The sequence below is a fragment of the Mycobacterium sp. AT1 genome, from assembly GCF_002043095.1.
In the GTDB taxonomy this organism is placed as follows: domain Bacteria; phylum Actinomycetota; class Actinomycetes; order Mycobacteriales; family Mycobacteriaceae; genus Mycobacterium.
The window spans coordinates 25,190-48,779 of record NZ_MVOC01000046.1 but is presented as its reverse complement, the minus strand read 5'-3'; the positions used below and the strand labels follow the sequence as shown (position 1 = coordinate 48,779).

Sequence of the window (23,590 nt, the reverse complement as noted above, 5' to 3'; positions counted from 1 at the left end):
ATTCTGGGCTATGCGGCCCATATTGTCCAGAGTGCCGTCCACCAATGTGCTGTGAAGTGGTTGCTAGGAGGACCTTTTCGTCTTCGACGGCCGCTTGCGCGTCTTCACGGCAAAGCTGGCGACGTAGTCGAGCGCGGCGTTCACGGCGGCCCGAAAGGGTTCGACGGATCCGGTCACGTGGGTGAGCAACGTGCCGCCCTGGTGGGCGGCGACCATTGCGACGGCGAGGTGACGGGGATCGGCGTCGTCGGTGAGCTCACCCCGCTGGCGCATCGCCGTCAGGCCGTCCTCGAACACCTCCAGCCAGCGCTCGTACCCGTCGGCGAGATCGTCGAGCACCGCGTCGTCGGCTTCCAGCAGTTCCCCGGTGAGAGAGCCGTAGACGCACCCGCCCCGCAGGTAGTTCTCCCCGGCCTGGGTCCAGCACAGATCGGCCCAATCCCGCAACGACTCGAGGGTGTCCAGGTGACCGAGCGCCTCCTGGGTGTGGAAGGCGACGACGAAGTCGGTGCGCGCCGCGATCACCTGACGCGTGAGATCTTGTTTGTCCGTGAAGTAGTGGGAGATCTGCGATCCGCTGACGCCGACGGCGCGGCGGACGTCGTCGAGGCTGGTGCCGTTGACCCCGTGCTCGAAGATGAGTTCGGCGGCGCCGTCGATGATCCTGGCCCGGGTGGCCATGCCCTTGGCGGTGAATCGTGGGGCCGCGTCCCGGTCGACGCGGTGGGGGCGGCGTCGTGGTCGGGACTTGCGCGCCGGACGCGGGGCCCGTTCGTCGGGGTCCTTGGCGAACATCCGCACGTAGTTGACGACGAATCTCGTGACGTCCGCCAGCGGCCACTCCTGCCGGTAGGAGAAGGCCAGCAACCCGGCGCCCTGGTGCAGGCTGACCGCCACCAGCGCGAGCTGGCGAGGTTGGGCCGAGTTGACCAGGAGGCCATGACTCTTCATCCGGGCGAACGAGTCTTCGAGAAGGTTGACCCAACGCCAATATCCGTCGGCGAACGTCTGCCGGGTGGCGTCGTCCGACTTCGCCAGCTGGCCGGCCAGCGCGTGATAGGTGGCCGTGCCGCGGTAGCCGACCTTGCGCAGGTAGCGCACGTTGAGAGTGGCCCACCGCTCCCAGTCCTCGAAGGTGTCGAGGCCGCCCAGCTTCGGCTGACGGTGGAACTGCAGCACGATCTCGATCTGACGCTTCACGACGGCGCGGATCAGGTCCTGCCGGTCGTCGAAGTAGTGGTTGAGCTGCGAACCGCTGACCGACGCGGCTTGTCGCACCTTGTCCAGGTTGAACGTCGTGAGCCCGTCGGCGAGCAGGACGTCGGCGGCCGACCGCAGGATGCGCTCGCGCGTCGCGAGGCCCTTGGCGGTGAAACTCCGGTTCGCCGACGCATCTGCGGTGGTCATCGTGCATACGAAGATACCCGTGTGGCCACTGTTCCTGGCGTGACCAGGCCGCCCCGGCTACGCGTCAGTCACCTTTCACGTACTCCTTGAGAAAGGTGGTGATCAGCGACGCCACCTCGTCGAGCGCCGACTCGAGCAGCAATTGCCCGCCGTCCAGGAGGCGCATGTCGGCATAGGGTTGGACGCGTAGTCCAACCCAACTGCACCTCGTCAATGCCGGGACGGCAGAGCGACACGTAGTCGTGGAGCCACGCGTCGGGGTCCACCAGTGTCTGGTCAACGACGCCGGTGAGGTACTGCCATCGCGTGGCGTGAGAGCTGCCGCGGAATCCGTGCAGTAGCACGATGACCGGAGCATCGGCCGCGCCCGCTTCGCGGTAAAGCAGCCGGTGCCCGTTGACTGTCGCGTAGTCGTGATTGACGACGGCCACGGTGGACTCTTGCTCGCCGCCGGGCGCTTGCAATCATGGGTTGCCTGGCCCATTATGCATACGGTGTCGACTCCACACCATGCCCCTCCGCCGACGGTCTCGTGCAATATGGGTCGCTCACCCCAACAAGTCGCGCACCCCAACAAGGAGTTGTGAGATGAATACAGAACGGGTGTCGGTCGTCCTGGTCCATGGCGCATGGGCGGACGGATCGAGCTGGCGCAAGATCATCACCGCCCTGAACCGGAACGGCACACCGGTGATCGCCGCGCCGATTCCGCTCACCTCGCTGACCGACGACGTCGACGCGGTCGACCGGGCAGTCGCTCGCATCGGAGGCCCGGTCGTGCTGGTCGGGCACGCCTACGCGGGTGCCGTGCTGGGAGCCAGCCGGCACGCGCAGGTGCGGGCCCTGGTCTACGTCGCAGCCTTGGCGCCCGACGAACACGAGACCGTCGCGGACGTCTTCTATCGCGACGCACCGCATCCGACCGCACCCCACCTCGCGCCCGACGACAACGGCTACCTGTGGTTGCCCGACGAGGCGTTCGCCCAGGCCTTCGCCCAACACGCCGACGCCCAAGATCAGGTCCTCTTGGCCGCTGCGCAGCGACCGATCGCGGTGGCGTGCATCCAGGAGCCCGTTTCCGCACCGCGGTGGAAGACGTTGCCGACGTGGTACTTACGTGCCGAGGAGGATCGGATGATCAACCCGGAGACGCAGTCGTTCATGGCCGACCGCATGGGCGCTCACCTCCGTTCCCACCGGATCGACCACACGCCCCAAATCACTGCGCCCAACGCCGTCCTCGAGGTGATCGCCGAGGCCTACGCCGCGGTGTCGGCGGAGCCGCCTGCGATCGACGACGAACCCGCGGGAACGTCGGGACGTAGGTAACCGGCCAGACACAGACCGATCATGGCCATGGCCACAGCCGGCCACCACGTGGCGAGCACGGCTGCGGTCAGGAAGATCCCGATGGTGACGAACGAGCGCATGGTCAAGAGGCGACGCATCAACTGCGTCACGTCCTCGCGGGCGGGACGGTCGACGACCTCCCAACACAGGGCGAGGTAGGTGGCGTTCACGACCACGAACAGAACGGCGTACAACGTGACCGGTGCGGCCGCGAGGCGGCTGTCGGCAATCCACTCGGTGGCGAAGGGAAGCAGTGACACCGAGAACAGGTGCAGGAAGTTGGCCCACACGAGACGTGGCGTCGCAACTTCGGCATAGCTGAACAGGTGATGGTGGTTGACCCATACGATCGCGATGAACAGGTAGCTCACCGCATAGCTCAAGCCGGTTGGCCACAGTGGCAGCAATGCACCGAAGGTGGCCTTCTCCGGCGGTTTGAGGTCGAGTACGAGAACGGTGATGAGGACGGCGAACACGCCGTCGGAGAACACCCGCTCCAACCTTGGTTGCCGCGCCACCATGACCCTCTCTCGCACAATGGGCGTGATAACCCATTATGCACTGGCCTGCATCCCGGAGCGACCGCGTGGGTCGTGGTCCACCGTTGTGTGAGGCCTAGGACGACGATCCCGCCGTGCAGCGTCATCAATCGTTGACGAGCCGGGGCACAGGTGCCCTCCGGCCAGGCTGACGTCAGCAACGGCGACGCCCCCTGCAGACAGCGATCTCTCAGGCCAAAAGTCGTCTACGGGAGGGCGCCCGGGGCTATCGTTTGGGAGAACGGCCCCATTCAGATGAACCATCGGGCCGTCGTGGAAGAGGAGAACCGCTAGTGAATGGCAGCAGCCGCGTCGCCGACCCGTGGGCAGACGAGCATTCTGGAACCCGGACCCTCGACCTGGCGCTGGGGGTACTCGTCGGCTTGCGGCGCTGCGACGCCAAGGACGCCTTCTCGCAGTTGGTGGACGTGAGCACCCGACGAGGGCTGTCTCCGTTCGCCCTCGGCCGGGCCGTGGTTGCGGCGGCCAGCGGCCACCCCGTCCTCGACTCCGACGCGGCGGCAGCCGTGGCCGACGAGTGGCGCGAACTGTTCGTCGACACCAGGGTGTCGTCGTGAGCACTGCCGCCGTAGACGTGCGGATGCACGTCGGCACCATGTACCGCTATCCCGTGAAGTCGATGCTCGGCGAAGCCGTGGACGTCATGTTCCTCGACGAGCAGGGCGTCGAGGACGACCGTCGCCTCGCACTTATCGACGAGGAGACCGGCCGGGTGGCCAGCGCCAAGCAGGCACGACTCTGGCGCAGTCTCCTAACCTGCAGCGCCACGGTGGATTCCGGCCGGGTAAGCATCCGGATGCCCGACGGTGCCGTCATGTCCGCCGATGCCGACGAGGTGGACGCACGGCTGTCCGAGCTTGTCGCCCGGCCGGTGCGCCTGTCGCGTAGTCGACCCGCCGGCGCGTCGGTGGAGCGGGCCGACCCCGAGCAGGTGCTCGAGTTCGGTCTGGACGCCGAGGTCGACGCCCCGATTCTGGAATTGGCGGAGGCCACCCCGGGTACCTCCTTCACCGACTACGCGCCGGTGCACGTCATCACCACCGCGACCCTCGAGCAGATCGGCACCGAGGCGCAGCGCTACCGCCCCAACCTGGTGATCGCGACGCCGCCGGGCTTTCCGGCCTACGCCGAGAACGAGTGGACCGGTCGCACCCTCGTCGTCGGCGAGGTGCGGCTGCGCGCCATCGGCCCGACGCCGCGATGCGTCATCCCCACCCTGGAGCACGGCTCGCTGCCGCGGGATCCCGCGGCGCTGCGGACGCCCGCAGCCGAAAACCGTGTCGCCGCACTGGACATGGGCGTCTTGCCCTGCGCCGGAGCGTATCTCGAGGTCGTGACCGCTGGCACCATTCGCGCCGGCGACCAGGTCACCGTCGAATCGTCATAGGCCGCGTCAGCTGGCGGCGAGTTCGAAGACCGGGATCACCCGGTCCGTCTTCTTCTGATACTCACCGAAGCCGGGAGCCCGCTCGACGATGAGGTCGTAGACGCGGTCCCGCTCGGCCTTCGGCAGTTCGCGGGCGACCATCGGCTTCGGCGGATCTGCGCCAAGCTCTACGGTGACGGACGGGTCGGCCCGAAAGTTGAACACCCACCCCGGGCTGGCATCGCGGCCGGCCGCCGAGCCGACGACGTAGATCTTGTCGTCGACGTCGAAGTAGCCGATGAGGTTCTCGCGTCGCTCACCGCTCTTGGCACCCGTCGAGGTCACGATCAGCAGCGGGAAGCCCTCGAACTGCCCGCCCACCTTGCCACCGTTGCTGCGGAACTCCGCGATGTTGCGCGCGTTGAACTCCCGTTCGGACGTCATCTCGTCAGCCATGCGTTCCATGGTGGCACTGTCAGGCGCGGGTGTGTAGGTGCGCATCTCAGTTCTCGGTGAGCGGTCACCTGCGATCGACGTCGACGGTCCCCACGATGGCGTCGGTCGAGAGGCCCAGGTGAGGAAGGGTCGCCACCAACGACGAATTGTCTACGCGGCGCGTTGCCGCGTCCAGCTCCCGAATGGCCACCGCCTCGACCGAAGTGCCGGCGGCTCGGGCAAGTCGTTCCAGGCGTTCCATCACCTCGTCGGGGACGTTCGGCAGGTGCAGCGTTCGCATGTTCTCAGCGTATTCACGATGCGATCGAAGTGCATGACGTTTGGCCAACGCCCTGTAGGCCCATCACGATGCCCGATCGGGGTAGCTGATCATCCACGGGTCGTCGTCGTGATCGATGACGTTCGCAAGAAGCTCTCGCCGATACCCCAGGCTCAACCTGTCGATCGTCGCGATCGCTTCGTCGGTCAGATGCTGGGCAATTCCGCTCTGCCCGTGGGCGAATGGAACGTAGGCACGCAGCAAAGCAGGAGCGTCCAAGGCGATCTCGAGTGGGAGGTCGTAGTCGTTGAAACGCGTTCGGAGAATGACCCATAGCCGGGACGCACTCCACCTCAAGGGATCGCCACAGCCGGTGTCCCACAGCTCACGCAGCAAGACTCGATAGTCGACGTCGGCGAACGGCGCGCCCGCCGGTGACGACAGGAACCCGTCGAGCAAGTCGTCGGCGACGTCCTCCTCCCACGCCGGCCGCTGGGACCCGCATCCACCGCCCGGGAGCTGAGCGAGCACCCACTTCACGATTGGCAGGACTTCGCGCCACTCAGCGGACCTCGACCTCTGCAGAAGAGCGCTCCATCTCAGACCTTCGTCGATCCACGTTCGTGCGTCGGCAAGGTTCATCGATCCGAAAGGGACTGTTGGATCGTATGTTTCGAGCTGGCGTGCGACTGCCTCTTCAAACGGTTCGGCAAGAATTGCGAAATCCGTGACCGACGACAGGACGTTGTGGTCGAGAATGACTCCAAGCGTCAGCTCCGTCGAATCAGCCATTACCAGCCCAACGAACAGCTCGTCACCATCACCGACGGCATCCGCTCGTCGCACCGCCCGATTCACCTGGACGTCGCGTAGGCCGACGATCCACTTCGGAAGGTGGTGGTGTCGCTTGGCGACCTCTAGGCGGCACCGCTCCCGAAGCGCCTCGTCATCGACGAGCATTTCACCCGCGACGGCGAGCAGTGCGGTCGTCTCGCGACACTGCCATTCGACGAGAGCAGTGATCGCGTTCGCCAAGGAAAGTTCCTCCCCCGGAAGCGTGCTCATGAAGGAACTGACCGAATGAAGCAGTTCCAGGGGATGACCCGCCAAAGCGCTGCGGATCGTCGTGATCATGACATTTTCGTCGATGGCGATTCGCCGGCGTTTGAGCGCACGGCGGGCGTCCCGCCGGTCTTGCTTGGCGGCTCGCCGCCTACGTGCTTCGTTCATGGCGCGGACGCTACGACGGGCCTATGACACGTTGGCAGCGCTCGCCTTAGGTCGTGCCCTGATGCTCATGGCCGATGCGATTGATCCGAACCAGTTGCTCTCCGACATCCAGATTCACAAATGTCCTCGCGCCCCACGACGACACCATTAGTCGAATCGCCAACGCTGCTGTGACGGATGCCGAGGACACATTCGAGTACCTGCTCGACGAGATCAGAACCGAAGCAAGTGAACTGGTTGACGGAAGGTGGGTGTGGCTGCGTGACGCTGCTCGCCAACCGATGTTCAACCACCTGTTAATCACCGCGAGCCGAAACACGACGTGCTGACGTCAACGCGGATCTGGACCCCGGTGACAGCGCTGTGCGAGGGCGCACGATACGCACCAGTGCTCGTCTATGTTTACGGACCGCCCAGGCGTCGCCGGTAGTGACAGCGCCCGTGGCCTACCTGGAATGATTCCGGCTCTAAATTGGTGATCCTCGCCGTGTTCCGGGGGGGTAAATGAGTTGGTCATCGTGCTCACGGCGACGACAACCCTGGACGAACTCAAGGGCCGAGTTCAAGTCGGCGGCAAACGCCCGGTACTGGTCCTCTGTGATGTGGTACTGCTCGTTGTAGTCCACGACCCCGTTGCTCACCGGAATCGCAAGATAATGACCGCCTGTCTTGAGATCGTTTCCGATGGAGAAACGATGTTCGGCGGAGAAATGGGTTTCGTCGTAGCGGTTCTTCATAGTTAGTCATTCCAATCATCGATGTCCGTTATGGACAAATCATTCGGTGGGACGCCACGACCGTCGATCACAGCTTCAGGTAGACCATCGGGCAGATAGCCTCCTGGGATCCACTCGCTGTTGGCGCCCGCTTCGTTGCCCGAGGGAATTCGCAGGTTGTACTGTTCCGGATCTGCAACGTCGATACGTACGATCTTGTTGTCCTCCAAGAATCCCTCTGGCAACCCGAGCGAACGCTCCATCACGCGCGGGTCGCCATCGGCAATCCGCAACAACTCATCGGCGTCGTACGCCGTCATCATGAACGACGTGCCATCGATCTGGGCGATGCCGAACCGCTCGAGGTTCGTCTCCGGCATGAACCGCGACGCACCGTCGCTGAATTTATCAAGATGCTCCTGGATATATTCCGGCGAAAGGTAGTCCGACGGGTCGGGTCGCATGCCCTTTTCGGTGCCGAGGATGTCGTCTCGCATCTCCGGCGAAAGGCCCGACGGATCGTCATGCTGCGGCGGGTGCGGATCCCCGACATCTGAGACCCCATCGTGGCTCGCACCTTGGTGTTCACCCTCAGATGTACCGCCCGAATTCGTGTCTCCAGAGGCCTCATGCCCCGGGCCGGGCGGGCCGTCATGGTGCGAATTCGAACCTGCCGGCACCTGGGAATCGGAATGTACACCGGCCGCCGATGAATTCGCCGGGACGCTTGGCTGCCCATCAGCCGGCGAGTGGCCAGATCCTGGTGACAGATCGTCAGCCATCCGAACCGACCCGTTCTCCGCGCCGACCAATGCCGGCTGTGGAGCGGGGCTCGACGGTCTCGATTCGACTACCTCGGATGAGACAGCGGGCCGTGAAACGGTCTCCGGTGCAGTCGGACTTAGTTGACCGGTTGTCGATTCTCTTGCGTGCGGCCCACCCGTATCAGCCGAGTTCGGCGGAGACGGGTCGGTTCGCGGAGCAGAAGCCTCCGGCACGTGCTGCGGAGGCATCTCGGATGCGCGCGGCGTCGCGACCTCGGGCGCGCCATGCGGGGCGGTGTCCGGAACACCATGCACTGGAGGCGATTCCGGCAGGTGGGGCGCCTCGGGAACCCGTGCCAGGGTGGGATCGGTTAGGGATGGCGGGAGTGACGGACTACTAGCACCGGGGCTTGCCCCAGAGGGGACGTCGTCGGCGAAGGTTGTCAGGCCGTCGAGCTCGCTAGCGATCTCGGACGCCCGCCCGGCGATTGGCAGCGTCGAGTCGGTGGCTCCGGCAACGGCACGAATCGCCGCACCCTCTTCACCCGCATCCGCAGCGGCGCTGGCGCCCCGGAGGCCCGTCTTCGCCGCACCGACGCCGGTGGCCGCCGACGCGGCTTCGAAGACCACGCCGCCGAGACCCAATCCGGGCCGGTCGGAGGTCCAATCCTCCGTGTGCAAGATTCCACCGAGCATGTCCTTGCCATGCTCGAATGCGCCGACCGGATCCATGGCGACGACAGACGGGTTGGCGTAATTGAGGGTTTCGAGCACGCCGCCCCATGCGGCCTTGGCTCCGTCATAGTCGGACGCGAACCGAGTGGGGTCGAGTTGCTGGATGCCGACGACCGCATTCAGACCGGCTTTGATGAACCCTTCACCGAGATTCGACTCGAACTCGAATCCACTGGCCAACGCGCCCCCGACCTCGTCCCCGAGGTAGTGCGTGAACTCGCGGCGCGCGCTCTGCTGCAGAGACACCACCGCACCGTCGAGCGCGGTGATCAGCGACTGCATCAGCGCGATCTTCCCGTCAACCTGACGACCGAAATTCTCCAACACCTGTTGAACGTCATGGGCGATTTCCTTGATCTCGTCGAGGGCGTCGCCACTGAAGATCGCCTTGACGCCGTCGAAGAAGCCCGATGGTGAGACCCGGTCGCACAGATCCCGAATGGCGTCCTGAGTGGACTGGACGTCGTCGGCGAAGTCGCTGGTGTGCGTGGCCAGGTTCCCCGCTTCGGTGGCTATGCCAGATAGCGAATCCGCCAACACCGTCAGCTTCGACGTCATCGCGCCGCCTTCAGGAATCTGTTGGTCTGCAACGATTCCCGACGGTCCAGTGAGACCGGCGGCGATTGCGCCGATCGAGGTTCCAAATGTCTTCCACGCGTCCGCCGACGCTTTCAACCGGCCCGGATCACCGTCGGGCCACGAGTCGGGGATGAAGTTCTCGAGTACCGACCACAGAAATGGCGGCGTGACGCCGCCGCCCAAGGATGGCGGACACGACGGCGCGTCGAACTTCGCGGGTTTTTCCGGGGCGGCCAGCGGCGTCCCGCCGCCACCGATGGTCGAAGCCGCGTCGGCGTGCGAGTAATTGGACGCCGACTGCGAAATTCCGAAGCCAACGTTGCGCGCCGCGTCGACGAATTCACCGGCGGCATCCAACAGCTCTTGCGCCGCCTTCTGATAGCCCATACCGAACGAAAGCCCGGCGGCGTCCAGTCCGCTGGGAGCGCCTCCACCAAGGCTCGCCGACAATGTCCCGACCGCTTTGGCGAACTCGTCACCGACCCCGGAGACACTTCGTCCCGCCCCGGCCAAGACCTCGGGGTCCACGACAATGGGTGCCACGCCGCGTCAGCCCCACATACGTGTATTCGTGGCCGCCGCGTCCGAATAATTGGTGTGCGCCTGCTCAACGATGTCCCGCAACTGCGCCAACGCTTCACGCAGTTGTTGGGCTCCCTGGTTCCACTGTTGCTGAGCGCCATCCTGCGCTGCAGCAGCGTCACCGTGCCAGCTGCTCCCCAGCGCCGACACCGACGAATCCACCGACGCGAGCGCTTGCTCCAGCTTGGCGTGAAACCCCGACATCTGGTCTACCCCGGCGAGCAACGCTTCCAGGTCCACCGAGAAGCCAGCCATCACATGCCCGCCGAATTGATCGCCGCTTCACCTGCGGCATCGGTCGCTCCGTAGCTATGCGCGGCTTCCTCCAGAGCCGACGCCATCGCCTCGAGACCCTTGACCACGTTGTTCGCGCCTTCGTGCCACTGTGCCCACACTTTGTCGAAGGCAGAGCCCGCCTGGCCGGTCCAGCCCGCACCGAGCAGCCGGGACAGTTCTCCGTCCAATCCAGCCAAGTCCGACTTCGTGTCGTCGGCGACTGCCCGCAGGGATTTCGCCACACCAGCCACTACTGATTCCGAGACCTGTAAATCACCCATAACCCGACCATTTTCCCATGTGCTGGAGCCGGTCCATCGCAGCAATTCCTGGCGCCTGATCTGCTTGAGTGGAAGCCATGGACACAGCCGCATTCGTCCCCCATCAGCTGAACGCCATCGTCTTCGACGTCATCGGGACACTCGTCGACGAGGACGGGACATGGGCGAGGGTCGCCAAGCGACTAGCCGGCGAAGCCGGTGTGGACGACGGCGCCGCCCTCTACACGGCGTGGGCGGAGATCCTCGAGCGGCTGATGAACGCCGTCGTCGACGGCACCGCGCCATGGCGGCCGCATCGTGAGTTGGTCAGCAACTCTGCGCGGGAGGCCATCACACGGGCCGGCGGGAACCCCTCGCCCGCCGCCATGGCCCTGGTGAAGAACCTGGACTCCGAATATCCGGCGTGGCCGGACGTGGCCCCCGCGACGGCGGCGCTCCGCAAGAAGTCTCTCGTCGCCGGGGTCAGCAACGGCGATCTCGATTCGCTTGCGCGACTGGCGAATGCGAACGCGATCAGCTGGGACGCCGCACTGTCCACCGGATCGGTGCGCACCTTCAAACCCGCTCCCGCCGCGTACGAGTTTGCGATCGACGCGCTCCGCCTCGACCCGGCACGGACGCTCTTCGTCGCCGCGCATCCCTGGGATCTTCGCGCCGCGGCCGAGCACGGGTTCCGCACCGCGTACATCGGCCGCCCTGGCGCGCAACGCCCGTCGGCAGACGACCGGTTCGACCTCCACGCCGACGACCTGGCCGTCTTGGTCGAGTCACTCTCGTAGAACGCACCGAACGTCGTCGCTCACTCGCGACGCCATCCGCCGATCTGCCCGTCGGACCGCCCAGACGACGACCACCAGCGCCACGCCACTGAGTGGATATCCCATGGCAATTCGGGCGAACGCGAGCCATCCCGTCGCGTCGAGGTCGTAGAGCCAGTTCTGCACCACGAATCGCGCCGCGAACGTGGCCACCAGGGCAAGCGTCGCGACGTCGTAGCCCATCCGTGCGGACCTGTCCGCGCGCCACGCCTGGCCGCCTCCGCTCATCGCCCCCCAGATGACACCGACGAGCGGCCAACGCACCAGCACCGAGGCGAAGAACACCACCGCGAACGCCAGGCTCCCCCAAATGCCCACCAGGAAGTAATCTTTCGCATCCCCGCTCTGGTACGCGATGAACGCCGAGATCGCCACGCCCACCAGACCGGACACGGCTGGCTGCAACGGTTCCTTGCGCAGCAGCCGCAGCAGCGTGATACCCGCACCGGCCCCCACGGCCAACGCCGTCGCAGCGTGCAGTCCGGTGACGGCGTCGGCCACCACGAACACCACGCTCGGCACACTGGCGTAGATCAGCCCCGGCACACCTCCCGCCTGCTGCAGTACGGAGGGCTTCCGTTCTTCGACAGCCTCTTTCACGCGCGGCCGCCGAGATGCCGAGAGAGGAACCCCGAGATCGCATGCCACATGCGGAACACGTTCTCCGAGTTCACCGCTCCGTGGCCCTCGTCGGCCTGGACGAGGTAGTCGACCTCGACGCCACGCCCACGCAACGCGGTGACGAGGTTGTCGGACTCGGCCTGCACCACCCGCACGTCGTTGGCGCCCTGGATGACCAGCAGCGGGGTGCGAATCTGGTCGACCTTGGTGATCGGCGAGCGCGACATCATGTCCGCCAACTGCTGCGGGTCCTCGGGGTCACCGACGTACTTGTGCCAGTTGTTGGCCAAATGCGGGCGCGCGATCGGCGGCAACGTCCGCATGAAGTTCGCCAAGTCGGAGATCCCGACGTAATCGATTGCGGCGGCGAAGGTGTCGGGTGTGAACGTCACACCGACCAGTGAGGCATACCCGCCGTAGGAGCCGCCGAAGATGGCCACGCGGTCGGGATCGGCGTAGCCCTGCGCGACCGCCCAGTTCACCCCGTCGACGAGGTCGTCGTGCATCTTGCCTGCGAACTCGCCGATCGCCGCCCTGAGGAAGGCCTTGCCGTATCCCAGGGAACCACGAAAGTTGACCTGCAGCACCGCATATCCCCGGTTGGCGAGCAACTGCACACCGGCGTCGAAGCCCCAGCTGTCGCGGTACCACGGTCCCCCGTGCACGACGAGCACCAGCGGCAGCCCCTTCGGTTCCACCCCGACCGGCATGGTCAGATACGAGTGCAGCGCCAAGCCGTCGCGCGAGGTGATGGTGACCGGACGCATGGGCGCCAACTGCTCGGGGTCGAGGTGAGGCAACGGCCGGAACAGCAGTCGACTCTCCCCGGTGCGGTGGTCGTACAGGTAGGTGTTGCCGGGGTCGCGATCGTGGTTGAACCCGACGACCCAGCGCTCGCCGGACTCGTCGGAGGAGAGACGGCCGAGGTCTCCGTCGGACAGCTTCTCCAAGTTGGTCAGCACGTCGCCGAACCGGGCGTCGACGGCCTGGATCACCTGGCGCTCACCGAAATAGCGCACACCGAGCAACTCGCCGGTGCGGCGGTCCTGAATGAGCGGAGCCGGAATCGTGGGGCTGACGACCGCCCGCGGGTCGACGTCGAATTCCGGGTGCTCGTCGACGACGGTCTCCTCGCCGGTGGTCAAGTCGACCCGGACCAGGCGGGTGCGGTCGGTGCCGCGATTGGACCCCATCCACACGCCCGTACCGTCGGGGGTGACGACCAGCGGGTGGATGCCGACGGGATAGTCGCCGCCGCCGAACGTGACGATGGGCCGCAGCGTCCCGCTGGCGTCGTCCCATGCGGACAGCTCCAGGTCGCCGTCGGGGGTCAGCGAGGTGGCGAAGAGAGCTCCGTCGTCGCTGCACAGCCAGCCGCTGACGTGTCCGGGATTGGTGGCCTGGAGGGTGAGATCGCCTGTGGCGACGTCGAGTTGGTGGACGTCGAGCAGGGTGGCCTCCCGGTTGTTGAGCATGACCATCGTCCTGCCGTTCTTCACCTCGCGCAGAGGTGCGGCCATCACCCCGGGGAACGGCGTGAGGTCGACGGCGGCGGCACCGGGGTCGTCGAGGTCGACTCGGTGGACGTGCCAGTTCTCGTCGCCGTTGGTGTCCTGGAGGTAGATCAGCCACCGGGGGTCGTCGGTCCACTCGAAGTGCAGGACGCTGCGGTTGGAGTCGGCGGTCACGCATCGGGCCTCGTCGGCGTCGGGTTCGAGACCCTGGACCCACACGTTGAGACGTTCCTTCCAGGGGGCGAGGAAGGCGATCTTGGTGCCGTCCGGTGAGATCAACGCGCCCGCGCGGGTCGGCGGTCGGAAGAAGTCCTCGACGGGAATCAGGTCGGGCAGTGCCATGACGGTCCTTTCACAGGGGCATGAGGGCATGGTTGAGCGCGCCGCCAGGCGTTGACCTCCTGGCGATGGCGATGGTGTTCTATTGGGTTGTGGGGATTGTGATTTGAGCTAGGTCAGTGCTCCACGGGTCCGCCGAGACGGCCGTTGGTGGCATCCCGGATGGCCCGGTCGACCAACGCGAGAGCCTCCTGCTGGCTGACCTTTTCCTTCTCGATGATGGCGCGGCGCCCGACGTCCTCGTCGACGACGCGGAACGCCGCGGTGACCGCCGCCGCGCACAGGCGCGCCGTAAGGTGGTCCTCCGGAAGCCGCAGCCGCCTGGCCACGACGGGGACGAAGTCGCGCTCCATCTCGTCGTGCACCATCAGGTACGCGGTACGCAGGGCTGGATCCGTCGCCGACATGGTGGCGATCCGGAGTGAGGCAATCTCGTCGGCGAGTTCCCGCTCGGTAAGCGGGTTTTCGATCATGTCCGCCGCCATGTGGTCGGCCAGTGACAGCTCGTCGGGCCAGCGACTGGCCAGCGCGATGAAGCGCTTCGCCGACTGAGCCAGCACCGGCTCGACACAACTTTCCTTGGAGCGGAAGTAACGCCAGATGGTTCTGGTGGAAAGTTCTGCTGCAGCGGCGATGTCGTCACCAGTGGTCCCCGCGACGCCCTTCTCCCAGAACAGTTCGCAGGCATGACGAGACACTCGAAGACGTGCTTGCGCCTGCTTGTCGTCGGCGGTGCTCGATGCCTCGGCAGTGTCGATGTGGGACCTCCTGTCACTTAGCGACAGGACCACTGTGTCACTAAGTGACATCCCGGTCAAGCGGTCACCCCGAGCCGCACGTCAGAGCCGCTGCGTCGCCTCCACGACACCGAAGCGCCGCAACCGAATTGCCGGGTTCTTCGCCCGAACCCGCTCGATGCGCTCGGGGTCGAGAGTGGCGGTGCCCAGCCCCTCCTCCTCCCCCACCGACGCCAGCACGACGCCCATCGGGTCGACGATCATGCTGCTGCCGGCACCGTTGTTTCCGCATTGGTCGGCGGCGGCCAGGTAAACGGTGTTCTCGATGGCGCGGGCCCGCACCAGCGTCGTCCAGTGGTCTTCCTTCAACGGGCCTGGCGCCCACTCGGCGGGCACCAGCACCACGTCGGCCTCGGCGTCGACCAGCCGCCGCGTCACCTCGGGGAATCGCAGGTCGTAACAGGTCTGCAAGCCGAAGCGCAGGCCGCCGACGGTGAAGGTCCGCGGTGGCTCGATCTCGCCCGGCTGTACCAGGCTGGACTCGGTGTAGCCGAACGCGTCGTAGAGGTGGAGCTTGCGGTAGGTGGCCACGACGTCACCGGAGCCGTCGACCGCGAGAAGCGTGTTGTGGATGCGGTCGCCCTCGTCGGTGGCCTCGTTGAGACCGCACACGACGGCGATCCCGTACTCGGCGGCCAGCGCGGTGAGTTCGGCGACGAAGGGGCCGTCGAGGCGTTCGGCCGAGGCGACGAAGCGCTCGTCCATCACCGGGACGGTGAACATCGAGTACTCGGGGAACACGACGAGCTCGCTGCCCTGCGCCCGCGCCTCGGACACCAGGCGGCGGATCGACGTCAGGTTGGCGGCCTTGTCGTCGCCGGGGGCGAACTGGGCGACCGAACATGTGACCATGGGGACCTCCTGGGTTGGGTCAGGCGGGGCCATGCGGTCCATCCGTCCGAGAACGACGGTATAGCAGAGGATTCCGAGAAGCAGCACCACGCCGGTGACCATGAAGGCGCCGGCGAACGATCCGGTGGCGTCGACGACCATGCCGGCGGCGACGCGCCGAGTTCGACTGGACGACGGACCGATCTAAAGTGAGCGGGGTGAGCGAGCGACCGCATCTCCGACTGGTGCCGGAACCGGTGTCGCGCCCCGATCTGCGTCGGACGCGACGGCGCGACGTTGCCGTCTACCGAATCCGGGCAGACATCGACGATGCGACCCCACCGATCTGGCGACTCCTGGACGTGCGTTCGAACCTGACGTTGGATCTACTGCACCAGGTGCTCCAGGTCGCGTTCGACTGGACCGATTCGCACTTGCATCGCTTCTCGCTCGGCGGCGGCGCGTTCGACCACGACAGCCAACTGTTCCTCTGCCCCTACGACGTCGACAACAAGGAGTGGGACGAGGACGACGACGGTCTACCCGCCGCCGCGACGCGACTCGACGAAACCCTCACAGAGCCGGGCGACGTTCTCCACTACCTCTACGACTACGGCGACAACTGGCAACTGACGCTTCGCCTGGAAGGAGTACTACCCGCCGAGAGCGACTGTCCCGCAGCTCTCGTCGTCGACGGTGAACGTGCCGCGCCGCCCGAGGACTGTGGGCACTTAGTCGACGCCGAGAGCCTCGCCGAGGTGGTGCCGGACCCAGCGCTGTTCGAACCGGAGCGACTCAACAAGGGATTCGGCGACGCGTACTTCGTGCTGCGCGAAGCAGGCGTCGACGTCCGACTGGTCGACATGGTTCATCAGCTCACGTACACCCCGTACGGCGACGATCTGACCAAGACGGCGCTCACACTGGCCGCGCCGGAACCGGTGGACACCATCGACTGGGCCGCGCATCTGCGGGCCTATCAGTGGTTCCTCGACCGGGCCGGGGACGGCGGGATTCCGTTGACGACGGCCGGCTACTTGAAACCGGTCGACGTCGAAGCGGTGTCGAAAGTCGTTCCTGCGATGCATGATTGGTTCGGTGAGAAGAATCGCGAGACCCACTGCTACCCGCTGCTACGGTTCCGCGAAGGCGTGCAGGCGATGGGACTGCTGCGCAAGAGCAAGGGCACGCTGTTGCTGACGAAGGTCGGCGAGGCGGCGCGGGGCGACACCGGCAAGCTCGTCAAGCATCTGGCAAGCCGATTGATTCCGAAGTCCGGTGAGGAGTTCGACGTCCAAGCGACCTTGCTGATGCTGGCGTACGCCGCGGCGTCCCCCGGTGCCGCTGTTCCGTTTCCCACGATCTTGGCGCTACTGGCCGAACTCGGGTGGCGCCACCCGAGCGGTCAAGCTCCCAACGCATCAGTCCTCTACCAGCTGCCCGCCCACCATGCTCTGCTCAACGTGACCGACCGACCAGCCGCCCTGACCGGCCCGAGGATCGTCAGCCCGGCAGCGGCCGCATTGGCGCGAAGGGCGTTGCGCACCGACGGCTAGCTTGGGCCGCCGAGTACCTCGATACGGCACTTGGGTCCGTGCGCACGCGCCAGCCTGCCGTCCAAGGTCACCAACGTGGCGTCGAGCGCCTCGGCGAGCGTGACGTAGAAGGCGTCCCATCCTCGGACCGAGTCCCGCAGCTGCCAAACACGGTCAAGCATCCACCGATGCGAATGCCGCTCACCCGGCCACTCGCGTAGATCGGCCACTGCCTGCGCGGCTGCGGTTCCGTCGAGACCACCACGCATGTGTTGGGCACGAATCACGCCGAGGACTTCGACGTCGACGACCTCGGGCGCCGCTTGATCGGGTTCGGCCGCGAGTCGAGCCGCAATTTCGGGTGCCCGACGGGTATCAGCCACGACCTCGAAAAGGCACGACGCATCAACGACGAGCATCGGGCCACTCGCCGCGCCAGGCGTCCAGGTCAGCCAGTACGTCCGCGGTGGTGACCTGGGACGGCCGTCGTCCCGTGCGACGTAACCACTCGGCAACAGACGGCCGAGAAGCAAGGCGCGTGGCCTCACGGCGTAGCAACTCGGGGACTGTGATCCCGTCCTCAGCGGCACGTCGCACCAAACCGGCGTAGACATCATCGTCGATGTCACGAATCTGCACGGTCTTCGGCATAAGCACATCATAACATGCAAATTTGCATGATCTGATGCGCGGGAGTTGCGAGGGAACAGGTGGCATGTCTCGTGCTCGGCGCCGAGCACCACGAAAGCCGGTTGATTGCCGGGGACTCTGGCCCCACTGCCCTTCTCGGGTCCTAAGCGCGAGACCTACTCCACGGTCGTGGTTTTCGCGACTGAACGCGAAACAACAACCGTCACGCACGTCTCGGCCATAGCTCGGATAAGGACGTGCATGGCTGCGGAGCCTGCGCTACCCGCCGAGCCGAGCCCGTGCGACGTAGTAGCACGGGCGCTCGCGGAGGGGGGCGACGTTATCGCCCGCCATCGCGGATTTGGCCTGAGTCCTCAGCCTCGGGACGATCGGCGGACTGGGGACAGGACCTGTTTCCGTTGACGGCGGCGGAAGCAGGTCATCGCACCTGGGGTTCACGCACCCGTACCGAACGGCGCAAGTCCACGTCCTCCGACTCCAGGTCACAGGGTGAGGAGCTCACCCCAGGACGCGGTAGCGCAGGTGCGCCACTCCGGGCGCATCGAGGACGCGCGCCAACTCCAACCGAGGGCTCCCCGCGTCGAAGCCGTCGAACAGCCGCTCCCCCGACCCGAGAATCACGGGGCTCACCTGAAGGTCGATCTCGGTGACGAGGCCCGCGCGGATCGCCTGCCGCGCGCACGACGCGCCGCCCGCGATGCTGATCGGCCGGTCCCCCGCCACCTCGAGCGCCTGCGCGTAGGCCGATTCGACGCCGTCGGTGACGAAGTGGAACGTCGTCCCCTCCAGCGCGATCGGATCGTGGGCGTGGTGGGTCAGCACGAACACCGGGCAGTGGTATGGCGGTTCGTCGCCCCACCAGCCGGTCCAGTCCGAGTCACCCCACGCCCCGCGCACCGGCCCGAACATGTTGCGGCCCATGATGGTCGCGCCCATGTCGTCGAGCATCTCCGCGACCACCTGCTGGTTGACGGGGTGATCCTGCTGCGGCCCCATGTGCCACCCGTGCAGCAGCTGACCACCGATGCCGAGCGGATTCTGTTCGCTCTGGTCGGGGCCGGCGACGTAACCGTCGGCGGAGATCGACATCGAGAGATTGGTGCGTGGCATGAGTCCTCCGGTGGAGAGCGTAAGGGGTGACGTGGAGCAGACCCACGCGGTCGGCGAAACTCATCGTGGGTCGCGTGCTATCACGCGGCTAGGCCTCCTAGGCGCCGCTCCGCAGCCGCTGAGTGCGCAACCCGGCCCGATACTGCCGCGGGGTCATTCCGAACCATCGACGGCAGGAACGGTTCAGCGCACTCTGCTCGGAGTAGCCGAGGAGTCCGGCGACGTGCCCCAGCGTCAGGTCGGGTTCGGCGAGATACCGGCCGGCGTGCGCTCGCCGCTCCTGCTCGATGACCTGCTGGCACGACGTGCCCTCCTCCGCCAGCCGGCGCTGCAACGTCCTGGGGTGCATCGCGAGATCGCTTGCGATCACCTCGACGCTGCATTGCCCCGTGGGCAGCAGGTTCCCGGCGAGATCCGCCACTCGCTGCGACAGCGGGGCCATCGGCGGCAAATAGCGAGAGTCGAGGTACTTCCTGGCGATCCGCCTGGTTGCCGTGTCCGCCCCCTCGATGGCCGTCGCGGCAAGAGCCGCGGAAAGCTCGAAGCCACACCATGTTTGACTGAACTGCACCGGGCAGCCCAGCGCCTCCTGATACGCCTCGTCGGCACCCATTTGAGCGTGCAGAAAGGACACCGAGGCGGGCACGGCACCTGGGCCGCCCAACGTCTGGATGATGCGCATGGCGAGTCCCATGCCAACCTCGTAGCCCTGCGCCAACTCCGGGAGCTCGCATTCGGTTGCCTCGAGGACAAACGCGACGTCGGGTCCCGTGGACCATGGCGCCCTCGCCAACCGGAGCGCAGGTGAGTGCACGTAGAGGTAGCGCGCGATCGCATCCACGGCGTCGAGCACGGTGCGCGCGTTGCGGGCGACGACCGCAATGGGACCCAGCACGTCCAACCCCCGCCACTTCGACAGGCGCAAACCGAAATCTGGACAGCTCAACTCGTCGGCGCTGGCCGCCAGCATGTGAATGTAGGCGTCGAAGCTGATGAACGCGCCCTCCTGCGCATCGGCTCCGCGCGGGATGCCATATGTCGACAGAAACTGGTTCGCGTCGCCTCCGAGCTGATGGACCAGCTCGCGATATCCCCACAGCACGGTCGCGCGGATGAGACTGCCCATGTCCGTCGCTCCTTGTCGGGAAATGGTAAAAGTGTGTCGCAGAACGTCAAGACGCGCCAGTACCCCACCGGCCATTCTTTAGGTAGAACTCCTGCTAGACCGCAGGGTTGACCCAAGGAAGGCCATGAACGTACTCCGTCCCGACGCACACGCCACCGCGCGTCCGGTGACGCTAGAGACGCAGGTGCACCGCGTCGGCCGCCGCTTCTGGCCCTACATCCAGGACCCTCCGACCGTCATCCGGTCGGCCGTCTAGAACTCGCACGCAAACGCCGTCGTCGGCCATTCGCCGGCGCTCAGTCGACCTCGTCCTGAGCCGCGCCCACTCCCCATTTCGAGCACCGTCCCCCCGGTGCCCCACTCATCCCCGGCTACGCGCCAGGGGAATCGCAGGAGAAACGATGAACACCCCACGTCGAAAAGCCAAGTCTTACAGCGGATGGACCGCCGAACACGACACAGCAGTGCGCCGACTGGCCGACGCTGCCCAAGAGGTCGAGCACTCCGGAACCCCCGACTCCCAGGAGCAGCTCAGAGCAGCGGTCGACGCCGCCCGCGACATCGGCATCGGCTGGACCAAGATCGGTGACACTCTCGGAATCGCAAGCGGCAACGCCTATCACCGCTACCGGAAGCGCACGAGCCAGCAGCGGTGCGACGCGAATGGGGCCCACAGCTGAGTACTGTCGCACCCCTGCGCTACATGCGGGCCGCCGAGGGGTTGGCCACCTGGTTCTCGGACGGCGACAAGGGACTGATCACCAATCCCGTTCTCAGCACGATGATTTCGGTGAGCTGCTGATCGGCCCGCTTCGCGAGACGGAGTCGTAGACCCCCACAGAAGGAGACGCCCATGCCCGCTGACAACGAAACGGCCGCCTCGCGTCGCGAGGCGGCCGTCCCTTCCGTCAGGTCGGTTTACAGCGGGATCCAGATTCCGAAGAAGTAGAAACCCCACGCGTTGAAATTCGGCTCCCAGATGGGAGTCTCGTTGAAACCCCAGTAGTTGACGGGTCCGTAGTTCCAGAACCCGCCGGGGGGTGGCAACGGCCGGTCCCAGCCGACCCGCGGCGGCGCGCCCCAACCCCACGGCGCCGGTCCGCCGCCCCAGGGGGCGTCACGCCAGCCGCCGAACGCGTTCGGGGGCCGTGGTCCCCAGTCGTGACCGTCCGGCCCGCGGTTGTCGCCGGGACCGCCAGGTCCACCCGGGCCGCGGAAGTCACCCGGTCCGCCGGGTCCACGAGGTCCTCCCGGCCCGCCGGGTCCGCGGTCGTCGCCGGGGCCGCCTGGACCACGGAAGTCACCTGGACCGCCGGGTCCACCTGGGCCCCCGGGCCCTCCCGGGCCGCGGTCGTTTGCGGGGCCGCCCGGCCCGCGGAAGTCAGCAGGTCCGCCGGGTCCGCCCGGTCCACCGGGACCACGCCCTTGCTGCGGTCCACCCGGTCCACCTGGACTACCAGGGCCAGGCCCGCCCGCACAGAACGGCGGCTGGCAACCTCCTCCGCCACCGCCAGGAGCCGCGAATGCGACCCCTGAACTGCCGGAGATGAGGGCTAGCCCGATCCCGCCCGCAAAGGTCACCCCTGCGACGGCTTTCTTGAGGTTCATCGTCATTCGCTCCTTAGTCCGGAGTAGTTGCTCCGAGTCACCCCGACCCAAATAGACACTACATAGTCAATCTATGATTTATTCCTGTGCCGGCTGTGGGTCGACTTGAGGCGCCGGAGGGTCCCTGGGAGGGCACGCACCACATAAATGAGCATCGTCGGTGGGGCGGTTCTCGTTACACGTCGCGCTGGCGACCCGGCACCGACCGCGGCCGCGATCGCCTGCCCACCTTGGTCGGTCTACCCTTCGATGACACCGCTCACGAATGCCTGACACGTCTCGCGCATCGTCGCCAGGGTCATGCTCGACGACTCCAGCAGCACCTGCACCGCCAACCCGTCGAGCATGCCAATCAGCATGTTGGCCAACAACACTGGATCTCCGGCCTTCGCTGTGCCCTCGTCCTGCGCCGCACCGATCACTCCGGCGACGACGTCACGCCACTGGCCGTAGAGCCGATCGTTGATCTCCTGCAGAACGGGGTCCCGGCTGCCCTCCGCCCAGAGCGCGAGCCACACCTTCCACGCGCGCACCGAGAGTTCGTCACTGGGCAGGTACGAGTCGACGAGGTCGTGCAGGATCGCCAAGCTGTCCTTGCCCGACGCCAGCAGCTCGTGGCGCCGGGCCAGCGAGTCCGTCAGGTTGAACTCGAACGCCGCGGTGATGACGTCCTTCTTCGTCTCGAAGTAGTAATGGATCGTCCCCGAACTCACACCGGCCTGCTTCGAGACGTCGGACAAGCGCAGGGCCGGCACGCCCATCGACGCGATCGCCGCACACGCCGCGGCGAGGATCTGCGGTCGCCGCTCGGCTTCCACGCTGGGACGCGGCATCGGGGCCCTCCGGTCGGCTGGTGCTACTGGCGCTCCGATCGTACAAGTCCGTTGACTGGCGGGCCGGTCAACTTCAGCCCAGGTTGCGGGAGATCACCAGCTTCATGATGTCGCTGGTGCCCTCCTCGATCTCCTCCAGCTTGGCGTCGCGCATCCACTGCTCCACCGGGTACTCCCGTGAATAGCCCCATCCGCCAAGGGTTTGCACCGCGGCGTGGGTGACGAACATCGCCGTCTCCGACGCGGTCAGCTTCGCCATCGCGGCGATTCCACGGGCCGGGGCACCGCTGTCGATGATCCGAGCGGCGTGCAACACCAACAGGCGCGCCGCCTCGATCCGGGTGGCCATGTCGGCGAGCCGGAACGCGACGGCCTGGTGCTCGATGATCGCCACGCCGAACTGCTTGCGCGTCTTCGCGTACTCCAAGGCGTATTCGTACGCCGCCCGTGCCGCGCCGACCGCGGCCGCACCGAGCACCACCCGGGAGATGTCGAACGTCCCCATCAGCCCGTAGAAGCCCTGCCCTTCGTCGCCGAGGCGGTCCTCCTCGGGCACGAAGACGTCGTCGAGGAAGATCTCGCGGCACACGATGGCCCGTTGGCCCATCTTCTTCATCGGCTCGCCGAAGCTCAGACCCTCCGTGTCCTTGTCGAGGAGGAACGCCGAGATGCCCCCCGAACGCTTGGTGGTGTCGGTCTTAGCGAACACCACGTAGAACTCCGCAGCGCCGGCGTTGGAGATCCACGCCTTCTGCCCGTTGATGCGGTAGCCGCCCTCGACCCGGGTGGCGGTCGTGACGATAGACGCGGCGTCGGAGCCGGATTCGGGCTCGGTGGTGGCCAACGAGGTCATCACGGCCTTCGGTCCGGTCAGCGGTGTCAGCCACCGCTTCTTCTGCTCCTCGGTGCCCAGCACCATGATGGGGTCGGAGAAGAAGCCGTTGGAGCACATCAGGTTTCCGATGCCGGGGTCACCCCAGCACAGCTCCTCCTGCACCAGGCACTGGGTGAAGACGTCGGTGAAGCCGCCGCCGCCGAATTCCTCGGGGATCATGAAGTCGGTGATGCCGACGGCGGCTGCCTTGGCGAAGATGTCGACCGGGGTCACGACGTCGGCCTCGTCGACCTCACGGCCCCGAGGCCGGATCTCCTTGGCCGCGAAGTCGTGGCACAGTTCGACGATTTGGCGCTGCTCGTCGGTGAGCGGCCAGGCCGGGATGTTGGTGGTGCTGGACATGTCGGTCTC

At 66.2% G+C, this 23,590-nt stretch carries 27 protein-coding genes; 8 read left to right on the top strand and 19 right to left on the bottom strand.

From position 1 onward, the window contains the following. Positions 1 to 63: 63 nt before the first annotated feature. A complete protein-coding gene (locus B1790_RS21135; protein WP_079925208.1) occupies positions 64 to 1,407 on the bottom strand; it encodes a TetR/AcrR family transcriptional regulator in 1,344 nt (447 codons plus the stop codon). 588 nt (positions 1,408 to 1,995) lie between these two features. Here B1790_RS21135 and B1790_RS21125 point away from each other — a divergent pair. After that, positions 1,996 to 2,736: an alpha/beta fold hydrolase gene (locus tag B1790_RS21125; protein ID WP_079925207.1), complete on the top strand. Its 741-nt coding sequence runs from the start codon at positions 1,996 to 1,998 to the stop codon at positions 2,734 to 2,736. Here B1790_RS21125 and B1790_RS21120 read toward each other — a convergent pair. Further along, a complete protein-coding gene (locus B1790_RS21120; protein WP_233165245.1) occupies positions 2,667 to 3,248 on the bottom strand; it encodes a TMEM175 family protein in 582 nt (193 codons plus the stop codon). The genes B1790_RS21125 and B1790_RS21120 overlap by 70 nt on opposite strands. Before the next feature lie 341 nt (positions 3,249 to 3,589). Here B1790_RS21120 and B1790_RS21115 point away from each other — a divergent pair, with 341 nt between their 5' ends. Both B1790_RS21115 and B1790_RS21110 read left to right on the top strand, forming a co-directional pair. Continuing rightward, positions 3,590 to 3,874, top strand: a complete 285-nt coding sequence (locus B1790_RS21115; RefSeq protein ID WP_079925206.1) for an ANTAR domain-containing protein — start codon at positions 3,590 to 3,592, stop codon at positions 3,872 to 3,874. Beyond that, the gene (locus B1790_RS21110; protein ID WP_369832391.1) at positions 3,871 to 4,704 is read left to right on the top strand and encodes an MOSC domain-containing protein; all 834 of its coding nucleotides are present in this window, start codon (positions 3,871 to 3,873) and stop codon (positions 4,702 to 4,704) included. Before B1790_RS21115 ends, B1790_RS21110 begins: the two co-directional genes overlap by 4 nt. Positions 4,705 to 4,710: 6 nt before the next feature. Here B1790_RS21110 and B1790_RS21105 read toward each other — a convergent pair whose 3' ends face one another. The 5 genes from B1790_RS21105 to B1790_RS21085 form a co-directional block, all read right to left on the bottom strand. Then, positions 4,711 to 5,139: a nitroreductase/quinone reductase family protein gene (locus B1790_RS21105; RefSeq protein WP_079925237.1), complete on the bottom strand. Its 429-nt coding sequence runs from the start codon at positions 5,137 to 5,139 to the stop codon at positions 4,711 to 4,713. Positions 5,140 to 5,203: 64 nt separating this feature from the next. Next, positions 5,204 to 5,419, bottom strand: coding sequence for an antitoxin (locus B1790_RS21100; RefSeq protein WP_079925205.1), 216 nt, complete (start codon positions 5,417 to 5,419; stop codon positions 5,204 to 5,206). A gap of 63 nt (positions 5,420 to 5,482) precedes the next feature. Continuing rightward, complete coding sequence (locus B1790_RS21095; protein ID WP_142271431.1) at positions 5,483 to 6,628, bottom strand: hypothetical protein; 1,146 nt, start codon at positions 6,626 to 6,628, stop codon at positions 5,483 to 5,485. Positions 6,629 to 7,095: 467 nt separating this feature from the next. Then, positions 7,096 to 7,365, bottom strand: coding sequence for a hypothetical protein (locus tag B1790_RS21090; RefSeq protein ID WP_079925203.1), 270 nt, complete (start codon positions 7,363 to 7,365; stop codon positions 7,096 to 7,098). Between the two features lie 2 nt (positions 7,366 to 7,367). Then, complete coding sequence (locus B1790_RS21085) at positions 7,368 to 9,401, bottom strand: hypothetical protein (protein WP_142271430.1); 2,034 nt, start codon at positions 9,399 to 9,401, stop codon at positions 7,368 to 7,370. 151 nt (positions 9,402 to 9,552) lie between these two features. On the opposite strand from B1790_RS21085, the gene B1790_RS34755 reads away from it, so the two are divergent. Then, on the top strand, positions 9,553 to 9,708 hold the full coding sequence (locus tag B1790_RS34755) for a hypothetical protein (RefSeq protein WP_158083862.1): 156 nt from the start codon (positions 9,553 to 9,555) through the stop codon (positions 9,706 to 9,708). 263 nt (positions 9,709 to 9,971) lie between these two features. Here the strand turns inward: B1790_RS34755 and B1790_RS21080 are convergent, their stop codons facing one another. Both B1790_RS21080 and B1790_RS21075 read right to left on the bottom strand, forming a co-directional pair. Further along, a complete protein-coding gene (locus B1790_RS21080) occupies positions 9,972 to 10,259 on the bottom strand; it encodes a WXG100 family type VII secretion target (protein ID WP_142271429.1) in 288 nt (95 codons plus the stop codon). Beyond that, on the bottom strand, positions 10,259 to 10,561 hold the full coding sequence (locus tag B1790_RS21075; protein WP_158083861.1) for a WXG100 family type VII secretion target: 303 nt from the start codon (positions 10,559 to 10,561) through the stop codon (positions 10,259 to 10,261). Before B1790_RS21075 ends, B1790_RS21080 begins: the two co-directional genes overlap by 1 nt. Before the next feature lie 77 nt (positions 10,562 to 10,638). On the opposite strand from B1790_RS21075, the gene B1790_RS21070 reads away from it, so the two are divergent. Next, positions 10,639 to 11,340, top strand: a complete 702-nt coding sequence (locus B1790_RS21070; RefSeq protein ID WP_079925199.1) for a haloacid dehalogenase type II — start codon at positions 10,639 to 10,641, stop codon at positions 11,338 to 11,340. Here B1790_RS21070 and B1790_RS21065 read toward each other — a convergent pair. The 4 genes from B1790_RS21065 to B1790_RS21050 form a co-directional block, all read right to left on the bottom strand. Further along, positions 11,329 to 11,979, bottom strand: a complete 651-nt coding sequence (locus B1790_RS21065) for a DUF3159 domain-containing protein (protein ID WP_198952078.1) — start codon at positions 11,977 to 11,979, stop codon at positions 11,329 to 11,331. The two genes, B1790_RS21070 and B1790_RS21065, sit on opposite strands and share 12 nt — an antisense overlap. After that, a complete protein-coding gene (locus B1790_RS21060) occupies positions 11,976 to 13,856 on the bottom strand; it encodes a S9 family peptidase (protein WP_079925197.1) in 1,881 nt (626 codons plus the stop codon). The genes B1790_RS21065 and B1790_RS21060 overlap by 4 nt, the downstream gene beginning before the upstream one ends. Positions 13,857 to 13,969: 113 nt before the next feature. Further along, positions 13,970 to 14,551 (bottom strand): TetR/AcrR family transcriptional regulator, encoded by a 582-nt coding sequence (locus B1790_RS21055; protein ID WP_079925236.1) that lies wholly within the window; start codon positions 14,549 to 14,551, stop codon positions 13,970 to 13,972. 141 nt (positions 14,552 to 14,692) lie between these two features. Then, positions 14,693 to 15,502, bottom strand: coding sequence for a carbon-nitrogen hydrolase family protein (locus B1790_RS21050; RefSeq protein WP_079925235.1), 810 nt, complete (start codon positions 15,500 to 15,502; stop codon positions 14,693 to 14,695). 197 nt (positions 15,503 to 15,699) lie between these two features. Between B1790_RS21050 and B1790_RS21045 the strand changes: the two genes are divergently transcribed. Further along, positions 15,700 to 17,037: a plasmid pRiA4b ORF-3 family protein gene (locus B1790_RS21045; protein ID WP_079925196.1), complete on the top strand. Its 1,338-nt coding sequence runs from the start codon at positions 15,700 to 15,702 to the stop codon at positions 17,035 to 17,037. Here the strand turns inward: B1790_RS21045 and B1790_RS21040 are convergent. The 3 genes from B1790_RS21040 to B1790_RS21030 all read right to left on the bottom strand — a co-directional run bounded on the left by B1790_RS21040 (position 17,034) and on the right by B1790_RS21030 (position 19,903). Further along, positions 17,034 to 17,435 carry a type II toxin-antitoxin system VapC family toxin gene (locus tag B1790_RS21040; protein WP_079925195.1) on the bottom strand — a complete coding sequence of 134 codons (402 nt, stop codon included), beginning with the start codon at positions 17,433 to 17,435 and terminating at the stop codon, positions 17,034 to 17,036. The genes B1790_RS21045 and B1790_RS21040 overlap by 4 nt on opposite strands. Before the next feature lie 730 nt (positions 17,436 to 18,165). Then, a complete protein-coding gene (locus B1790_RS21035) occupies positions 18,166 to 18,777 on the bottom strand; it encodes a dihydrofolate reductase family protein (RefSeq protein WP_079925194.1) in 612 nt (203 codons plus the stop codon). Between the two features lie 97 nt (positions 18,778 to 18,874). Continuing rightward, positions 18,875 to 19,903, bottom strand: a complete 1,029-nt coding sequence (locus tag B1790_RS21030) for an AraC family transcriptional regulator (RefSeq protein ID WP_079925193.1) — start codon at positions 19,901 to 19,903, stop codon at positions 18,875 to 18,877. Positions 19,904 to 20,027: 124 nt separating this feature from the next. On the opposite strand from B1790_RS21030, the gene B1790_RS35675 reads away from it, so the two are divergent. Both B1790_RS35675 and B1790_RS21025 read left to right on the top strand, forming a co-directional pair. Further along, the gene (locus B1790_RS35675; RefSeq protein WP_255407292.1) at positions 20,028 to 20,159 is read left to right on the top strand and encodes a hypothetical protein; all 132 of its coding nucleotides are present in this window, start codon (positions 20,028 to 20,030) and stop codon (positions 20,157 to 20,159) included. A 145-nt stretch (positions 20,160 to 20,304) separates the two neighbouring features. Beyond that, positions 20,305 to 20,583, top strand: coding sequence for a hypothetical protein (locus B1790_RS21025; RefSeq protein ID WP_142271428.1), 279 nt, complete (start codon positions 20,305 to 20,307; stop codon positions 20,581 to 20,583). A 238-nt stretch (positions 20,584 to 20,821) separates the two neighbouring features. Here the strand turns inward: B1790_RS21025 and B1790_RS35405 are convergent, their stop codons facing one another. From B1790_RS35405 to B1790_RS21010, 3 genes are all read right to left on the bottom strand, one after another. Continuing rightward, the gene (locus tag B1790_RS35405) at positions 20,822 to 21,511 is read right to left on the bottom strand and encodes a chitin-binding protein (protein ID WP_079925234.1); all 690 of its coding nucleotides are present in this window, start codon (positions 21,509 to 21,511) and stop codon (positions 20,822 to 20,824) included. A gap of 239 nt (positions 21,512 to 21,750) precedes the next feature. Continuing rightward, positions 21,751 to 22,344 carry a TetR/AcrR family transcriptional regulator gene (locus tag B1790_RS21015; protein WP_079925191.1) on the bottom strand — a complete coding sequence of 198 codons (594 nt, stop codon included), beginning with the start codon at positions 22,342 to 22,344 and terminating at the stop codon, positions 21,751 to 21,753. A gap of 73 nt (positions 22,345 to 22,417) precedes the next feature. Next, positions 22,418 to 23,581 (bottom strand): acyl-CoA dehydrogenase family protein, encoded by a 1,164-nt coding sequence (locus B1790_RS21010; protein ID WP_079925190.1) that lies wholly within the window; start codon positions 23,579 to 23,581, stop codon positions 22,418 to 22,420. Between the last annotated feature and the right edge of the window lie 9 nt (positions 23,582 to 23,590).

Excerpts from the sequence above, each read along its gene's own strand:
- B1790_RS21135 (WP_079925208.1), bottom strand. The coding sequence starts at position 1,407 with ATGACCACCGCAGATGCGTCGGCGAACCGGAGTTTCACCGCCAAGGGC.
- B1790_RS21125 (WP_079925207.1), top strand. The coding sequence starts at position 1,996 with ATGAATACAGAACGGGTGTCGGTCGTCCTGGTCCATGGCGCATGGGCG.
- B1790_RS21105 (WP_079925237.1), bottom strand. The coding sequence starts at position 5,139 with ATGGCTGACGAGATGACGTCCGAACGGGAGTTCAACGCGCGCAACATC.
- B1790_RS21100 (WP_079925205.1), bottom strand. The coding sequence starts at position 5,419 with ATGCGAACGCTGCACCTGCCGAACGTCCCCGACGAGGTGATGGAACGC.
- B1790_RS21095 (WP_142271431.1), bottom strand. The coding sequence starts at position 6,628 with ATGAACGAAGCACGTAGGCGGCGAGCCGCCAAGCAAGACCGGCGGGAC.
- B1790_RS21090 (WP_079925203.1), bottom strand. The coding sequence starts at position 7,365 with ATGAAGAACCGCTACGACGAAACCCATTTCTCCGCCGAACATCGTTTC.
- B1790_RS21085 (WP_142271430.1), bottom strand. The coding sequence starts at position 9,401 with ATGACGTCGAAGCTGACGGTGTTGGCGGATTCGCTATCTGGCATAGCC.
- B1790_RS34755 (WP_158083862.1), top strand. The coding sequence starts at position 9,553 with ATGAAGTTCTCGAGTACCGACCACAGAAATGGCGGCGTGACGCCGCCG.
- B1790_RS21080 (WP_142271429.1), bottom strand. The coding sequence starts at position 10,259 with ATGGCTGGCTTCTCGGTGGACCTGGAAGCGTTGCTCGCCGGGGTAGAC.
- B1790_RS21075 (WP_158083861.1), bottom strand. The coding sequence starts at position 10,561 with ATGGGTGATTTACAGGTCTCGGAATCAGTAGTGGCTGGTGTGGCGAAA.
- B1790_RS21070 (WP_079925199.1), top strand. The coding sequence starts at position 10,639 with ATGGACACAGCCGCATTCGTCCCCCATCAGCTGAACGCCATCGTCTTC.
- B1790_RS21060 (WP_079925197.1), bottom strand. The coding sequence starts at position 13,856 with ATGGCACTGCCCGACCTGATTCCCGTCGAGGACTTCTTCCGACCGCCG.
- B1790_RS21050 (WP_079925235.1), bottom strand. The coding sequence starts at position 15,502 with ATGGTCACATGTTCGGTCGCCCAGTTCGCCCCCGGCGACGACAAGGCC.
- B1790_RS21040 (WP_079925195.1), bottom strand. The coding sequence starts at position 17,435 with ATGCTCGTCGTTGATGCGTCGTGCCTTTTCGAGGTCGTGGCTGATACC.
- B1790_RS21035 (WP_079925194.1), bottom strand. The coding sequence starts at position 18,777 with ATGCCACGCACCAATCTCTCGATGTCGATCTCCGCCGACGGTTACGTC.
- B1790_RS21030 (WP_079925193.1), bottom strand. The coding sequence starts at position 19,903 with ATGGGCAGTCTCATCCGCGCGACCGTGCTGTGGGGATATCGCGAGCTG.
- B1790_RS35675 (WP_255407292.1), top strand. The coding sequence starts at position 20,028 with ATGAACGTACTCCGTCCCGACGCACACGCCACCGCGCGTCCGGTGACG.
- B1790_RS21025 (WP_142271428.1), top strand. The coding sequence starts at position 20,305 with ATGAACACCCCACGTCGAAAAGCCAAGTCTTACAGCGGATGGACCGCC.
- B1790_RS35405 (WP_079925234.1), bottom strand. The coding sequence starts at position 21,511 with ATGAACCTCAAGAAAGCCGTCGCAGGGGTGACCTTTGCGGGCGGGATC.
- B1790_RS21015 (WP_079925191.1), bottom strand. The coding sequence starts at position 22,344 with ATGCCGCGTCCCAGCGTGGAAGCCGAGCGGCGACCGCAGATCCTCGCC.
- B1790_RS21010 (WP_079925190.1), bottom strand. The coding sequence starts at position 23,581 with ATGTCCAGCACCACCAACATCCCGGCCTGGCCGCTCACCGACGAGCAG.